Below are 16299 nucleotides of genomic sequence, written 5' to 3' on the forward strand. Positions count from 1 at the left end.
AGAGTGGAAAGGGGCAGTCACTGTTTCTTTAACCAGCTTAACAGTTTCTAATTTAAATTCTGCTGTGTATTCTCTTCTATTTATCATATTACACCTCTTTGAAAAAACGTTTTATTTTACTTCAAAAACGTCTTAACTTTCTCTCTACTTTTTCTGGATAAGGTCAAGAAGGTTTGCTGCTAATAAAGCCTAAACTTACCAAATACATTTCTGTAGATTCAGATCTACTTGACTTTGGTTTAAAGTATTTTACTGTTTTAAACATTTTTTTTAGCTCGTTACAAAAATCTTTATCAGATTCTCCTTGGAAAATTTTTACTACAAACGTGCCACCATGACTCAAGAAATGCTTTGCAAAATTGAGCGCTGCCTCACATAAAAGCATAATTCTGATATGATCCAACGATTTTAAACCACAAGATTCTGGAGCCATGTCAGATAAAATTACATCAAATTTTTGATCCTTGAATTTTTCTCTTAAAATTTCAAGCTCATTGATAATATCGCATTGTATAAACTCTACTCCATTAATTGCATTCATTGGTTTCATGTCAAGAGCAACTACATTTGCACCTTTCTGAGATGCAACTTGTGACCATCCACCAGGAGAAGCACCAAGATCAATAATTTTTTGCCCTTCTTGGAATAATTTAAATTTATTATCTATTTCTACCAGCTTATATGCTGAGCGTGACCTATAACCATCCTTGCTAGTTTTTTGCACATACTGATCATTCAAATGACGATGTAGCCACCTTGTTGAAGATAGTTTTCTGCCTCTAGCCGTCTTTACTCTAGTTTTTATTACTAATACCCTATAAAAATCACTTATTATTGATTATATCTTTGAGCTCTTTTTCAACTACTTCTTTTACCAGTGCATGTAGATATTTATTCAGCCATTCTGAAAGCTGAGGTTTTAAAAGAGATGTAACTAATTCTTCAACAGTAAGATTCGCTCTTTTTTGTTGTTTATGCTGCAATTCATTTTGCATTTTTCCAAGCAACGCTTTGATCTCTTCCATGTTCTCTTTTAAAATTAGATGATCATTATTTTGCGCTTGTAAGCCACTATTACTCACTTTGTTATTACTCGTTTGGATATTATCACACAAATAAATATCTTTTTNTTCTTCTGAATTGTAGCTATGGCCATTAAATTGGTTATTGTTGCAAGTCATTTCCTCACTTTGGTCATCATTATCAATGTCCTCTTTTTCACTATTTTCTTTTTTGCCATCTTCTTCCATGTCTTCTGGATACTCTTCCTCAAGGTATAGTACATCATCATTTTCATCCTTTATTTCTGCTTTATCGTTACTCGCGTTTTTACCCGATATAGCTTTTTTTATATCTTCTAGGATATCTTTTACAGATTGATTGCCTTGTTCATCATGCATAGTGCTAATACCATTAAATTTAGAGGTTTATACTATTTATCATAAAAAGCAAGTTGTAAACACTAATCACATAATTGCTTTTTGCTTCAACTAAGTCTGAACGTGCTTTAAATAATGCATCTTCAGTGTCCAAAAGGTCAGATGTACTCTTTAAACTTAAGTTTACCTCTTGTTCAACTCCTTCCAATGCTAGAGCTGCTGCTTTTTCCGCTTCTTGACTTGCCTTAATAATGGCCTTTGCTGTCAGCACATTATTCCAAGCATTTACAACTGCTTGTTCTATATTTTTTACCGCTTCATAATAATCGTAGGTAGATTTTTTTGCATCCATTTTAGCTTTACTGACACCAAAAGCATTAATTCCCCTTTTAAAGATTGGAACATCAAGAGTAAAAACTACATGAACATTTTCTAATGGGTTGTCTAACTTTATACCATCCTTCCCAAAATTTTTGCTTGCGCTTAGATTTAAAGAAGGAAGCCACTTGGAGCTTTCAGCAATCACTTCCATTCCGGCTGCTCTTTTTTGATAAACTGCTGCTTTTAGAGATAAATTATTGGTTTTTGCTAATTGTAAACATTCATTTAGCTCTGGAACAGAAGGTAGTTTATCATTAGCTTCAGAAAGGTCATCAGCATCTTCGCCAATCAAATGATAATAAGCAATATTTGCCAATTTTAATTTACCTTGAGCATCAACTCTTTCGGATATAGAAGATGAAAATTTTGCTTTTGCTAACAAAACTTCAGCATTGGTTACCTCTCCAAGGGAAAAGCGTTTTTTCATAGCTGACAAATGTTCCAAAGAAACGCGTTCTTTATGTTCTCTGAGCTTTAATATTTCTGTCTTTTGTAAAACACCAACATATGCTTTCACAGCATTAAGTGCAACCTCTTGTTTTAATTGCTGAAATCGCATTTTTTCTGCTTTGAGAAGATGACTTGATCGACTGAATGTGGCAAAGGTACCACCTCCATCTATTATCCTTTGGCTTAATATCAGGCGTTTTCCAGGTAAATTAGGTTGATTATAAAGATTAAAATTACTATCGAAATTGTATTGCAAATTAATGTCAGGTAAAAATCCAGCTAACCCAGAGGATTTATAGTGTTTTTCTGCGCTTTTATATTGGTAAAATTGAGACTTTATTTTTGAGCTATTTTTGATCGCTTTGCTTATAACTTCTCCCACATCGGTTGCATAGCAACTTATAGTACCAAAAATGATCGCAAGTGTAATAATCAATCGAAACATTCTACTTCCTGTGCATGTTGGTTGCGCAGCTCAATTACTAACATAAATTACTTTAATAATCAATAACTAATATTGTTGACACTATTGAGAAATTAAGTATATCATAGCTTACTATTGTTTAGTTAAATAATGAAGACTTTTTTCTTAAAAGAGAAACAAATCAATAAAAAGTGGTTTGTCATAGATGCAGAAGGATTAGTGGTAGGGAGGCTTGCAGCATTTGTAGCGACATTACTGCGTGGAAAGCATAAACCTGAGTATACACCTCATATGGATTGTGGCGATAATGTAATTATTATTAACGCAGAAAAGGTGTATTTCACCGGGAAGAAGCTTAAAGATAAAATTTACTATAAGCATACAGGTTATTCTGGCGGTTTGAAGAAAACTACTCCAGATAATATTTTAAATGGCAAATTTCCTGAGCGTGTAATAGAAATGGCAGTGAAAAGGATGCTTGATGATGGGCCTATGGCACGTAGACGCTTTGAAAATTTGTATGTTTATTCTGGTTCAGAGCATAAGCATCAAGGGCAGCAACCTGAAAAGATAGATTTTGCCTCTTTGAATCGTAAAAATAAAAAGTAATGGAGTAAAAATGAAGAGTTCTACAATAAATAACAATGATTGGTCAGAAAAGACAATTAAATCAGCAGTTGATTCGCTTGGTCGTTTATATGCTACAGGCCGAAGAAAAGAATCTGTAGCAAGAGTATGGATAAAGCCGGGAAGTGGAAAATTTAGTGTTAACAAAAAAGGCGATCTAATTTCTTATTTTAAAAGAGAGTCAGTGTGCCAAATAGTGAAAATGCCATTTGTAGCAACTTCTACGTTAGACAAATATGATGTATTCGCAACTGTAAAGGGTGGAGGGCTATCTGGTCAAGCAGGTGCTCTAGCTAATGGAATAAGCAGAGCTTTAAGTAGCGTAAGCCAAGATTTGCATTCCATATTACGTAATGGTGAGTTCTTAACTAGAGATTCGCGTGTTGTTGAACGTAAGAAATATGGTCAACATAAAGCTCGGAAAAAGTGTCAATTTTCTAAGAGATAGTTATTTCATAGTGGTATTTTTTTGTAAGTATTATAAAAATATTTGCAAAAGTGTATGATACCCTCTATTTTTGTGATGAATTTAGTTGACTATCGGTGTCAACATAATATGCTATTTGTGTGATTTTTTCAATATTAAGGTAATTTATGAGTAAAGAAGATATAATAAAACAATTAAAGGAAGATTGTTCTGGTCAGAATATAGATATAACAAAATCTGATTTGAGCAAGATTCATGATGCGTTTATTAAAATAATAAAGGATGAGCTGCATGGGAAAGGTGAAATACGTTTGCATGGAATAGGAACATTTTCTACTGCTATAAGTCAGGAGAAACAATGTCGTAACCCCCAAAATGGTGAGATCATGACTGTTCCTGAAAAGACAAGGGTAAAATTTAAAGCAAGCCAAACTCTTTTAAGTATTTTAAATGAGAAGGAAAAATCAGCAGTTAGTTAGACATTATCATTTTCATTGTTTTTACTACGCTGTGTAAGCCATAAAATACAGCTTCGCTAATTAAATAGTGGCCTATGTTAAGAGCTGAGATGTGAGGTATTCTTGTCATCTTCTTAGCGTGTTTATAAGTTATGCCATGTCCTGCGTGGCATTCTATTCCTAATTTATTGACGTACTCTGCAGCATTAGTAATTAACTGTAACTTTTTCTCTGATGGATTATCACAGTAATCCCCTGTATGAATTTCTATTATGTCAGGTTTTATCTCTAGCTTCTCAAGATATTTTAGTTGATTAATATTTGGATCGATAAACAGTGAGACTTTTATACCAGAGCTATGCATTTCCTCTATTATACTAGAAAGTTTGCTGTACATCTTAACGATATCCAGGCCACCTTCGGTTGTTAATTCTTCTCTTTTTTCTGGTACTATACAAATTGAATAGGGTTTTACTCCTTTTGCTATTTTTAGCATTTCTTCCGTGGCTGCAATTTCAAGATTTAGCTCAGTGCTAATGCTTTTTTTTAGGTTAAATACGTCTTCATCTCTAATATGCCTTCTATCTTCTCGTAAATGTACAGTAATAAAGTCTGCTCCAGCATCAATAGCTATTTCTGCTGCTTTGAGTGGATCTGGGCAGTAAGTCCCACGCGCATTACGAAGGGTTGCAACATGGTCAATGTTAACGCCTAGTTTCATAATTTACCTCAAAAATTATTTATAGATTATACATATTATTGGGTCTTTTGCATAGTGACCTTATCCAGATGATATGACAACAAAGAGAAAAAATACCTAAGCGTCAAAACGAAGGAGAAGAGATAAAGAAGTGGAGGAGGATATGCTCATTTTGGATGTAAGAGCTTTCTAGGAATTGTCTTCTTGAATTCTATGGTATTTTGTTTAACATTGAAACAAGAGTCCAGTATCAGCTACTTGCATGACATCGTTTACTATGTGCCATATTGCAATGTTCGTACAGTAAGCCATAGGACGACAGAGCAGATTTAAGTTAGCTATTATACTCACCGTTTGTGGCTGAAAGGAACACATTTTTAGAATAATGAAAACAATCAGCACTTTAATTCAAGAAGGATCGGAGTTATTATCGTCACATAAAGTTGAATCACCATATTTAGATTGTGAGATCATCATGCAGCACGTACTTGGAGTGGAAAGATCATTCATAATTATGAACCATGCTGATCAAGTGCCGATGGAGAAAGAACTTTTATTTTGGAAATTAACAAAAAAAAGAGCGGAAAGATATCCAATATCGCAAATAATAGGTAATCGTGAATTCTGGAGTAAAAATTTTATAGTTAACCAACATGTTTTGGATCCAAGACCAGATAGTGAAACATTAATCTCAACAGTGTTAAAATATTACCCAAACAAAAAGCAGAAACTAAAAATTGCAGATTTTGGTATAGGCACAGGTTGTTTATTGATATCCGTACTTAGTGAGTATGAATATGCCGTTGGTATCGGTTTTGAAAAAAGCTTGGAAGCATACAAAGTTGCCTATCAGAACACAAAGAAACATAATCTTCTCAGCAGAGCCAAAATATTTCCAAGTTCGTGGGCAGAGTGTAGCGATTTATTTGATCTGATAATTAGCAATCCCCCATATATTAAAAGAAGCAAATTGAAAGACCTGCAAGCCGAAGTGCAAAAGGAACCAAGAATTGCTCTTGATGGTGGAATTGATGGTTTGAGCTGTTACTTGAGCATTTTTCCAATATTAAGGAGGTGCCTTAAAAAAAATGGGTTTGCAATATTGGAGATAGGTGAAGATCAAAATGATATTGACAAAATAATACCCTCATACGAATTAGCTTTTCAAGAATACGTATATGATTTGGCAGGAATGAAGAGATGCATTGTTATGCAAAAAACATAGCTAATGTTTTTTTGCCTTTCATCCCATATTATCCTATGTCATCCCAGCACCCTCTACCTAGTCATCCAAGTAGCGTGACTACTTGGATCTATATTTAACTAGATCCTATGGTCAAGCCATAGGATGACAGGAACGGTTTTATGCATTTTTAAAGGGCAACATGTTTAAGCTTTGCTGGCAAAGTGGAAAGTAAGGCCAGCTTCTATGCCGTGTGTGTGAAATAGTTGATTACCTATATTTATTTCCTCAGTTACTTTGCTACCTGAGCTAGGATTAACTATCTTTTGTCCAGCATTTTTGGGGTCGTCTACTATTTGTCCTAACTTTTCTGCTGTAAGCTTAATATCGCTACCAATAGCACCAAAACCTCTATATCCGATATGCATATTTACATCTTCACTTATGCGACAATCAAAGCCAGCTTTTAATTGACCTGCGGGTCTGATTGACGATTTTTCAAACATCGTCATTCTTGTTGCACCGACTCCAATACCAACGTAAGGAGAAAAAGAGAAATGGTCACTTTTCCAATGATGATAAACATTTGCCATTACAGATATGTTCTCAATTTGGTCATGACTAACTGCAGCACTATAGAGATCAGTTTCTTTACTAGCACCCTTATTAACTTCCTTTAGGTATGAAAGAGTTATTTGGCTAGTTGCTAAACCAATATTATCCACTTTTACAGAAGAATACATTCCTTCCAATTCAGCTCTGTAGCTATTGCCATTCAATTCTCCTGTATAACCAAGTGCCACATTTGCAGCAAAAGGTGGATTATAATCTCCTTTATATTTACTTAGTGACTGACCTTTTGTGTTCTGAGCATCCCTGTCATTTATAGACAAATTTTTGATACCTGTAGTGCTTGTTTTTAGTTCACCCATGCCATTAAAAAATTGACCATAATACCCACTACCAAAGTAAAACCCTTCTGTTTCACTTGCAAAAGATTGTTGTGACAACAATAAAGCAAGTGCTGTAACCGCTAATGTTTTTTTACTAATCATTACTACTCCCCTAGTTAAAATAGCTAATCTAATACTAATTAATTAAAAATGGCTTAATATGAAAAACCTAATGATTTGCATAACTTGCACTTTTCCGAGCTAAAAATAGGCAAAGTTACCCTTATTTCTCGTCATTTTTGAATTTATCCTCATCTTCAAATTCATCCTCCTCGTCTTCGTCATCAAACCCATCATCGCTCCTCTCGTCATCATCATCTTCAAACTTATCGTCAATATCTTCATCATCAATATCTTCGTCTGCAAATTCATCTGATTCATCATACACTGCATCCTCTGTTTTAGTTTCAGCAGGATAATCAACTGAATTAGGCCCCTCAAGAGCATTATTCCCCTCGTTATTAACCTTATCTTTGCTCGCAGCGGCAGAAAGAACTTTGTTTGGGTCATATGGTTCTTGTGTAGGCACACGAGTTTGCTTGAGCAGCCTTCTTGTGAAGGTGGTATCACTGTAGTACAAAATTTTCTTTGATTTAATTGGGTAAGTCGACTCTATTAAAATTATCTGATCGTCACGTGGCAACATAATAACTTCTTGAGGCAATAGCAATGCTCTCTGTATTTCAGAGATATGTAATGACCTTGAAGCAGGATTTAAATCTAAAAATTTAGGCTTATTCAACGATTCTTGTTGTACAGTTTTGTTTCCTATAAGTTGCGATATTAAGTTAGCTGTTTCAATATTATTGGCTGCAAAAGTTATTCTGTAAGTCGAGTTTGACAAAAAGGAGTTCATCCCTGCTTCTTCGTATATTCCTTTGAGCTGCTCAGTATCTTGAACAATTAAGAATAACCTAACTCGATAACCACGAAAATATGCAATACCTGTTTGAAATTGCTCCATTTTTCCAAGTGTAGGAAACTCATCCATTAAAAACAATACACCATAAGGCTCATCATCCGATGGCAATTTTCTACATAAAAACTCAGTTGCCTGTTGGTAAAAAACCTGCATTAAAGGTCTGAGCCTAGTCAAGTTGTCAGGAGTTAACCCAACATAAACTGTAGTTTTCTTCTTTTTAAAATCCAAAATATTAAAATCACTTGACGCAGTTGCGGTATCAATCAATGGGTTTGCCCACAGTTCAAGCGATGAGTTCATAGTTGATACAACACCTGACCTTTCTTTATCAGCTTTTTGTAAAAAAGCTGCAATGTTCATATATGCTACAGGGTGTAGTATTTTACCCATTGTATCAAGAGCAACAGCAAGATTATAAACCACGTCATCACTACGCATCGTACGCACAACTTCACCAAAAGATTTAACTTTCTCTGGTGCAGCAAGTAAGTATAATACCACTCCAACAAATAAACTTCTTGCTTCATTTTGCCAAAAGTCTTGTTCAGGCATAATTAGGTTGGCTATTTTCTGCACATCGTCAACCATCTGCCCAGGTTTTTCACTAATCCATTGCAATGGATTATAACAGTGGCTTATTCCATCTGGCTGCGCTGGATTCCATACAAATACTTCTTGCTTTTGTTGTTTTCGCCAACCACTTGTTATTTCATAGTTTTCTAATTTTATGTCGTGTACAATTACCGAGTCAGTCCAAAATAATAAATTAGGAATCACAAAGCCAACACCTTTACCAGAACCTGTAGGTGCAAATAATAATGCATGCTGAAACCCATCAGCAATAAAGTAGCCTCTTTTATCTTTACCAAGCATTAATCCCTTTTTGCTTCTTAACCCTGCTTTTCGTATGTCTTTCTCTGATGCCCACTGCGAGTCTCCATGAAGTGATTCTTTCTTTTTAAATGGTCGCCACTCAATTATCCTTTCTCTTGAATTCCATAAGATAATCATTAAAACAATGATAGGCAGTGCAAAAGATATAATTAATTTGATTTTGAGCTCAAGGTTATATAACTCTGGATGATGCCAACAATATTGTATATGATCAAAAATCGTTGGCCAAAGAGCTTGAGGGAAAGGCGTCAAATTAGGATTAATTGCCTTAAAATCCACAGCATCCGGACCATCAGCAAACAGAACAAACAATATACCAGATAGATAGAAGCAAAACTCAAGTACGCTAAAAGCTACTACACCTCCTATGAGAATATTACGTAGGTGATTTCCATTACTCATAAACTACTTTTTCTTAACTTATGTATAAATTTAAGCATTTTCATTTGAAGATCTAGTAAATAATATTTCAGAAACACTTCTTTTTCCCCCACTGGTTCTTTTCAGTTGAATGACAATATCAATCACATTTCTAATGTATGGTATAATTTGATCTGGAGGAATGCCAAGGTTTGCTTGCATAACCATCAATTTTATTTGCTCAAGGGCCATTGTTGGACTATCCGCATGAAGGGTTGATATTGATCCAGGGTGACCAGTATTTATCGCCCTAAGAAAACTAAAAGCTTCCGCTCCACGGAGTTCACCAACTATTATTCTGTCTGGCCTTAAACGTAAGCACGCCTCTATCAAATCTTGAGTGGTTACTTTTGCCCTGCCCTGCCCTCCTTTAGAGGCAATTAGATGGACTTTATTGGGATGTTCGTTCAAAACGATTTCCCTTGCATCCTCAACAGTAATAATTCTTTCCTCAGCTGAAATAGCACGCAAAGTAGCATTAGTAAAAGTAGTCTTACCAGTGGAAGTTCCACCACTAATTATAATATTTTTCTTACTTATTACAGCGTATTCTAAAAACTCTTTTATTTTTTTTTGCCTTAACAGTAAATCCAAATGACGGTCAACTGGATTATCAGTTGCTTCTGTAACAGTTTCAGAAAAAGCCCCCATTTTTTCGTAATCATCGAGTGCTAATTGTATGCTAGAAGGCTTACGAATTGATATAACTACTTTATCAGGTTCACATGCTGGAGGAAATACTATCTGTATACGATAACCATTTGGTAATGTTGCTGAAAGTAACGGCGCTTCTTCGCTAAGTTTTTGTTCTGTAGCTTGAGCAATCAACCTGCCAAGAGATTTCAAATGGTTAAGATCAAATATTTCCAGTTTTTCGCACCTTATTTCACCACGATTTTCAATCCATACTTCCTTTGGCCTATTTATTGATATTTCATTTACACCTTCTTCTTGAAATATGACTTGTAATGGCTCCAAATATGTATCAAGTGCAGCATAGTTCATTTTATCGATTTAATATTGCCTGTGGAGGAAATACTACATCTTGGTTAACAAACACTTTCAATGCAGTGCCTTGATCAACATAAATAGTTGGTTTTTTATCTACACTCCTATCAACTATGTCTCGCATGTCTTTAGAAAAATCATTAATTGACTTTTCAATTGCGCTTTCATAAACAGACTTACTTTTTTTCTGAATTTGCTTTAATAATGCCTTTACATCTTCTAAAGTAATAGGGATATCCTCTTCAGTAACTTTTTTACCTGCAAGTGCTGTGCTTAGCACCTTCGCGACTTCTTCTTTCATGATCTCAAATAAATTTTGCTCGCTAGAAGCATCCTGAATTCTGCTAATAGCTCTAGGACCTAATTTCCATTCTTCTTTATTAACCGTTTTAATTGCTGTTTTGATATCACCTTCTTTCAACCCACTCATAATTACTTCTTTGAGAGAGAAAATGTTTATTTCAGTCCCAATGATAGATCGTGCTGCATCCATAACAGTTAGCACATCGACAATATTAGAAGCCTTTTGCCCTATAACAGCCGAACTAATTGAAACACCAGCAAGTGCCACTGAAGAGAATAACGCACTTACTATTTTATTATCAACTATTCCCACTATCCCTGCTCTACCAAGCTCGTCAGTACTAAGTGATGAGATGGCAATATCTATTCCATGTGGCAGAATCACTCTATTCCAGTTTATATTTACACGAGATTTAGCAACATTCGAGTCAAATGAATAACTACCTATCAATCTTGAGCCTTTAGGTATTAAAACTGTATCACCAGTTTCTGCATAAACATCTCTACTCACCATAGCACGCAGCATTCCTTGCAGATCAGAATTTATTGCAGTTTCAAGAACAGCATCAATAATTTTACCTTGAGTAATCATTAAACCAAGCTTTCCTACTCTGGTAGCTTTGCTCGACTGTGCTGAAGTGTCGGATAAAATAGCATCAGCAGCCTTGTTCTCTCCACCACCAACTGAAATTGCTAACATTTGTGCAGTACGTCTGTCTCTAGGGTAACCACCACCTCCTATTGTAGGAAACGAGGTAGGTAAATTGCTAATAACATTCCTAGAAGGAAAATTTTGCTGCGGTAAAATAGGTATATTTGACACAGAGATTTCTTTTGGTTTCTCTTCTTCTTTTCTAATTTGTTTTATTTCTGGTATGATTGATGGTGTAGGAAGAGGAGGTAAGGGTGGTAAGGGATCAGTTATTATTCTTTCTGGAACTATTACATTATCTGGAACTTGTTCCAACTTTCCTTTCAATTCTTGAACGTTTTGCTTTATTTCCTCTTTTTTAATAACTTCTGAACCCTCTTTAGGAGAAGGACTAAAATAGAGATAATACACTCCACCAACCAGAAGCACTAAAATAATGACCATCAATGCCCTATGACCTTGATTAGAGCCAACTGTTACTACCTTGTTCTCTATTTCTGATTCATCTTCTGAATTTTTACGCCTTTCTTTATTCATATTGCATGTACCACAGCTAAAGTGACCTATTTATAATTTCAACTTCACCATCTTCATAACGCATAAATAGCTTTTTATGTACTCCTTTTATTATAATATAATCATCAAATAACAGCCTTTTACAAGGTTTATCCTCCTCTTCTACAAAAATCTGAGGTATTTTATTATTATTTCTAAATTTTAAATAGGTTAAATAACCATCATCAAATAGCTCAATCGGAACTATATCCGCATTACTACCTTCATCAATATATGTATAATTGTACTTCGTATCATTTTCTTGTATTATTTTTTCTGGCTTGTCTGTAGTATATTGCATTTGAGTAGGTAAAGAAACCTCATCTAAATCAACATCAAATTCATCTTCTTCTTGAGGATAATAAAAACGTATTACGTAAGATATATCCTTTTCGACGGAATAATCATGATCCACTTTNNTAGCATCATTATCTGGGTATTTATCGTAATTTGGTCTTGAAATTAGATCAAAAATGTAATTTCTTTNTTTAGTTGTCGTAATAATCATGTTAGTGCGACTACTAACTTCAAATGGCATGACAAGCAGTTTATTATCATAAGGATTAATTTTCCAACTTGATGCATCACCAACAGCGATATTCTTGACTTTTTCCCCTTCTGCAAATTCAATATAAGAATAGTAACCTTGACTAAAAACCACCGTAAATACTTCATTAGGGCTATACACAAAAGTCTTTATTCTACTATCTACAGAAATAGGCTCATTATAATTAATGGATGCGTTTAAATTGCTACTTACAAGTAAAGCTAAAACTAATAATATCCTATACATATTCATCATCTACTCTATATGAAATAACTTGAAACCCTAATGGGTTAATATATCTTTGCTGATCATTCATTTCAAGCGATGCATATCTATATGACATAATCACTATCTTATTTTTTCTTGTGGAACTTCCATCTTTCCGTATAAATTCCACAAAAAACCTCACCTGAAGAGCATCGTTACCCAATTTTTGAATTGAGCGAATTTTAAATTCATTTTTGGTATCTGAATATAAATTAAAAAGATCATCCATATTCTGCGATCCTATATAATTTCTAAATTCATTATACACATTAGATGAGGAAAACAACCTCACCTTTGTATAATAGTTATAATTATAATGATATGGATCAAAAACCTCCCTTGCTTTTATATACTCTGAAATAAAATAATCGTTCAGCGCTTCATTTGCAGAATATTGTTTTACTGTGACAGGATCAACCAATTGCACTATTCCTGATTTTTTGTCAATTTCTATAACAAATGGCTCAATAGTGCTACTTGTGCTAATTTTAAATATGACTAATACGCTGATAGAGATTGTTGCTAATAATATTAACGCAAATAAAAGTAGAATATTCCTTTGAGCAATAACTGTGCTGTAGCGGCTTGAATTCCAACTTATATCCTTATCTAACGATTCAGTACTTTTCTCTCGCTTAAAAAATCTTAGCATTTTAGTATTCTTAAAAATCTTAACTTGTGTTAATAAACATAGCAAATTAACAAAGTAGTTACAACAAAAAAGCTAAAAAACTCTTAACTTATGGCCTAGCTTACAAAACTTTGTCTCCATATATGAATCGTTATATTTATTACGTTCCACAATAAGTGATAGACACTTTGTAACCTCTATACCACTACTTTCCAATTCTGATAATTTCCTATCATTGTTTGTAAGTAATTGGATTTTGTTAATGTTCAATTTCTTAAGCATTTTAGCTGCAACAACAAAACTCCTTTCATCATCTTCAAAACCCAATATTCTATTTGCATCAACAGTATCAAGGTTATGTTCTCTTTGCATACTGTACGCTCTTAACTTATTAGTTAAACCAATACCTCTTCCATCTTGCATCAAATACAATATAATACCACTTCCAAAGTCAGCTATCATTTGAATTGCTTGATGTAACTGACTTCTGCAATCGCATGATAAGCTATCTAACAAGTCACCCGTATAGCACGAAGAATGAATTCTCACTAATGGTTCATCATCTTTATCTGGATTGCCAATGATAATTGCATGATGTTCTCTTCCGCCACTTTCGGTTCTATAAGATATGATATCTACTTCTTGAGTCTGTTTTAAAAATAACGATGTTTTGCACACTTCATACACACTCTGATTTTGTTGAAAATCATTTACGAGTAACGTATCTAGTGCAATAATGTCATTTTCTTTACACCAATTTCGCATTTCATGCTTATTCTCAAAAGTCATATCAGCCACTAACGCGTATGGCAATAATTCTGAGAATTTAAGCAAGGCAACAGCATACTCATCTATTGTCTTTGAGCATTGCAACTCTTTTATGCTATCTTCCTTTGAACAGTTTATTAAATGGAGCAGTTCATCAAAATTGCTTATCAACAGACGTTTGCTGCTACGTTCTTTATTCTGAGATATGTATTTTACCTTACTTGAAGTTAAAGTAACATATACATTACTTGATATAAGCTTGTATTGATTAAACAAATTTCTTTCTAAAATTTCAGCAGCAGCAAACAATAGGTAATTACTTTCATCATATATTACAATTGGCCGGCCGCGCCTGACTTCGCTAATAGCCCTTTCTACCTTATTGCTACTTTGATTTCCTATAAACATTTTTACCCATACTAAACAGCGATAAAAACTGGTGCGGCCGAGAAGACTCGAACTTCCAAGGCCTTATGAGCCACAGCGACCTCAACGCTGCGTGTCTACCAATTCCACCACGGCCGCACTATATTCTAGTTTTTGTATAATTATTTTAAATTATTTAATCATTTTAGAATTTTTCATCTAGAGTGTCAATCTGATACTAGAATAATCTAGAAATTACTTGTATAATTTGATTATAAATTTTAATCATTTAAGATAACCTTACTACTAATTTTTAACTTAGGTTTTTATACAAATGAATGTAGCTAATATCTTTATTTTTTTAGCTCTCTCTCTTATAACTAGCTTTCATTTCGTCCATGCACAGATATTATACACATGGTCTCAAGTTATCCCAGAAAATAAATTAAGCATACGTGCAATTACAGACAATGACATGTGTCCCATTGTTTATGTCGATGACAAGGAAATAGAAATGCTGAATCGCAGCTCAATTAACAATGGTGATCATAACGAAACAGTTTGTGAACTGACAGTACAAACAAGTGCCAAAAACATTAGTATTGAGGATCTACGAGTTCCTATATTACCAGAAAAGGTTAATAAAATTGCTTTTATTGGTGACACGGGCTGTAGAATAAATATGTTATTTCAGCAGGAATGTAATTCGGCAGATAGCTGGCCTTTNAAAAAAAATTTAGATTCAATCGCTCTTCATAAACCAGATTTAATTATCCATGTTGGTGATTATCATTATAGACAAACAAAATGTAGAAATACAAAAAAGTGTGGCGATATTTATGGATATAATAAAGAAGTTTGGTACGCTGATTGGTTTGAGCCTGCAAAGGATATTTTATCACAATCCCCTTTCCTTTTTGTTCGTGGAAACCATGAGAGTTGTGATAGAGCTTATGAAGGATGGTTCAGTTATCTAGATTCACACCCCTTTTCGTCTGAAAAATGTGGAAACTTCGTTTCTAGTTGGTCCTTAGATGCTGGACCGATGAAATTTTTTATCTTCGACTCTTCATCCGGTGAGGATATTTTTACAACCCAAAGCACAATTGATGCTTTTGAGAGGCAATTTGATAAATTGATACAAAATAGTTCTGATAAGCCCATGTGGTTTTTAACTCATAAACCGCTTTGGAGATCTCCAAAAAAAGAATTTTTGACATTAAAAAGCCATGGTAATCTTACACAAATTGAAGCTTTTGGAGATAAATTTCCAAGCAATGTTACTACCATAGTTTCTGGCCACATTCATATAGCCCAGATTTTATTAATGGATAATGTTCCAGACCAGATTATAGTTGGAAACGGTGGTGCATCATTACACGCTCAAGATCAAGAATCTGTTTATCAAAATGTAGAATTTGACTATTCAAATGGTAAAAACTATTTAGCACACGAGGTTAGAAACTTTTTTGGCTTTGGCTTTGCAATACTAAATTTAGATGATCACGAATTTACCTTCTATAACCAAGATAATAAGGAAATGTATTCTGCAAAGCTAACGGAAGATTTTAAACTCNNAAAACGGATTAAAACTATAGTCGATTCATTGTATCTGTTCAGATAATGGCGTCAACTTAAGGGAAAATATCAGTGATTGTGTATAAAATTTCTCTCTAAATTTTTTATCATTAAATTATCCAAAAAGTGCAATAAACAGCACTTTTGTTTCTGTTTTATTTCAACAAAGAAGTCTAAAATGTGTCCTTAATACCAAGTCTCATTAATAATAAGACAAATTAAAAATAGCCCTTTTGCCTGTAATTGCAGATTTTAAGCAAATTTATAATATGTACTATTTGTCTTCCCAATAACGAAGTTTGGTATAAGTTGACGCCATTGCCTGAACGGATACTCTTACGTAGTGAAAGATACAAGTTGTGCATCACGCTACTTGTATGACACCCTTTCCGGTGGCTAAATGTTA

General features: G+C 34.1%; 16 protein-coding genes and 1 tRNA gene. 5 read left to right on the top strand and 12 right to left on the bottom strand.

Features of this window, described 5'->3' with window-relative positions; translation table 11 throughout:
• Nucleotides 1-163: 163 nt before the first annotated feature.
• The 3 genes from NOX90_RS04555 to NOX90_RS04565 all read right to left on the bottom strand — a co-directional run bounded on the left by NOX90_RS04555 (nucleotide 164) and on the right by NOX90_RS04565 (nucleotide 2655).
• Nucleotides 164-739: an RlmE family RNA methyltransferase gene (locus NOX90_RS04555; RefSeq protein ID WP_375603706.1), complete on the bottom strand. Its 576-nt coding sequence runs from the start codon at nucleotides 737-739 to the stop codon at nucleotides 164-166.
• 85 nt (nucleotides 740-824) lie between these two features.
• On the bottom strand, nucleotides 825-1400 hold the full coding sequence (locus NOX90_RS04560) for a PopZ family protein (RefSeq protein ID WP_375603707.1): 576 nt from the start codon (nucleotides 1398-1400) through the stop codon (nucleotides 825-827).
• A gap of 19 nt (nucleotides 1401-1419) precedes the next feature.
• A complete protein-coding gene (locus NOX90_RS04565; RefSeq protein WP_375603708.1) occupies nucleotides 1420-2655 on the bottom strand; it encodes a TolC family protein in 1236 nt (411 codons plus the stop codon).
• A 129-nt stretch (nucleotides 2656-2784) separates the two neighbouring features.
• Here NOX90_RS04565 and rplM point away from each other — a divergent pair, with 129 nt between their 5' ends.
• From rplM to NOX90_RS04580, 3 genes are all read left to right on the top strand, one after another.
• Nucleotides 2785-3243, top strand: a complete 459-nt coding sequence (gene rplM / locus NOX90_RS04570; RefSeq protein ID WP_250295989.1) for a 50S ribosomal protein L13 — start codon at nucleotides 2785-2787, stop codon at nucleotides 3241-3243.
• A 10-nt stretch (nucleotides 3244-3253) separates the two neighbouring features.
• Nucleotides 3254-3709, top strand: a complete 456-nt coding sequence (gene rpsI / locus NOX90_RS04575) for a 30S ribosomal protein S9 (protein ID WP_375603709.1) — start codon at nucleotides 3254-3256, stop codon at nucleotides 3707-3709.
• Nucleotides 3710-3855: 146 nt separating this feature from the next.
• Nucleotides 3856-4167, top strand: a complete 312-nt coding sequence (locus tag NOX90_RS04580; protein WP_375603710.1) for an HU family DNA-binding protein — start codon at nucleotides 3856-3858, stop codon at nucleotides 4165-4167.
• Here NOX90_RS04580 and NOX90_RS04585 read toward each other — a convergent pair.
• Nucleotides 4160-4867, bottom strand: a complete 708-nt coding sequence (locus NOX90_RS04585) for a pyridoxine 5'-phosphate synthase (RefSeq protein ID WP_375603711.1) — start codon at nucleotides 4865-4867, stop codon at nucleotides 4160-4162. The two genes, NOX90_RS04580 and NOX90_RS04585, sit on opposite strands and share 8 nt — an antisense overlap.
• 364 nt (nucleotides 4868-5231) lie before the next feature.
• On the opposite strand from NOX90_RS04585, the gene prmC reads away from it, so the two are divergent.
• Complete coding sequence (gene prmC / locus NOX90_RS04590) at nucleotides 5232-6071, top strand: peptide chain release factor N(5)-glutamine methyltransferase (protein ID WP_375603712.1); 840 nt, start codon at nucleotides 5232-5234, stop codon at nucleotides 6069-6071.
• Between the two features lie 164 nt (nucleotides 6072-6235).
• On the opposite strand, the gene NOX90_RS04595 is transcribed toward prmC, so the two are convergent.
• From NOX90_RS04595 to NOX90_RS04630, 8 genes are all read right to left on the bottom strand, one after another.
• Nucleotides 6236-7084, bottom strand: coding sequence for a P44/Msp2 family outer membrane protein (locus tag NOX90_RS04595; protein ID WP_375603713.1), 849 nt, complete (start codon nucleotides 7082-7084; stop codon nucleotides 6236-6238).
• A 121-nt stretch (nucleotides 7085-7205) separates the two neighbouring features.
• Nucleotides 7206-9200 carry a type IV secretory system conjugative DNA transfer family protein gene (locus NOX90_RS04600; protein WP_375603714.1) on the bottom strand — a complete coding sequence of 665 codons (1995 nt, stop codon included), beginning with the start codon at nucleotides 9198-9200 and terminating at the stop codon, nucleotides 7206-7208.
• 30 nt (nucleotides 9201-9230) lie between these two features.
• Nucleotides 9231-10223 carry a P-type DNA transfer ATPase VirB11 gene (gene virB11 / locus NOX90_RS04605; RefSeq protein ID WP_375603715.1) on the bottom strand — a complete coding sequence of 331 codons (993 nt, stop codon included), beginning with the start codon at nucleotides 10221-10223 and terminating at the stop codon, nucleotides 9231-9233.
• 1 nt (nucleotide 10224) lies between these two features.
• Nucleotides 10225-11718, bottom strand: a complete 1494-nt coding sequence (locus tag NOX90_RS04610; protein ID WP_375603716.1) for a TrbI/VirB10 family protein — start codon at nucleotides 11716-11718, stop codon at nucleotides 10225-10227.
• Between the two features lie 16 nt (nucleotides 11719-11734).
• Entirely contained in the window at nucleotides 11735-12535 is an 801-nt protein-coding gene (virB9, locus tag NOX90_RS04615) for a P-type conjugative transfer protein VirB9 (RefSeq protein WP_375603717.1), read from the bottom strand.
• On the bottom strand, nucleotides 12522-13202 hold the full coding sequence (locus NOX90_RS04620; protein WP_375603718.1) for a virB8 family protein: 681 nt from the start codon (nucleotides 13200-13202) through the stop codon (nucleotides 12522-12524). The genes virB9 and NOX90_RS04620 overlap by 14 nt, the downstream gene beginning before the upstream one ends.
• Nucleotides 13203-13274: 72 nt before the next feature.
• Nucleotides 13275-14357, bottom strand: coding sequence for a GTP cyclohydrolase II (locus NOX90_RS04625; RefSeq protein ID WP_375603719.1), 1083 nt, complete (start codon nucleotides 14355-14357; stop codon nucleotides 13275-13277).
• Between the two features lie 29 nt (nucleotides 14358-14386).
• Nucleotides 14387-14474: transfer RNA gene (locus tag NOX90_RS04630), tRNA-Leu, on the bottom strand.
• A gap of 175 nt (nucleotides 14475-14649) precedes the next feature.
• On the opposite strand from NOX90_RS04630, the gene NOX90_RS04635 reads away from it, so the two are divergent.
• Nucleotides 14650-15939, top strand: coding sequence for a metallophosphoesterase (locus NOX90_RS04635; protein WP_375603720.1), 1290 nt, complete (start codon nucleotides 14650-14652; stop codon nucleotides 15937-15939).
• The last annotated feature ends 360 nt before the right edge of the window (nucleotides 15940-16299 follow it).

This window comes from Wolbachia endosymbiont of Anurida maritima (assembly GCF_042182995.1).
Taxonomy (GTDB): Bacteria; Pseudomonadota; Alphaproteobacteria; order Rickettsiales; family Anaplasmataceae; genus Wolbachia.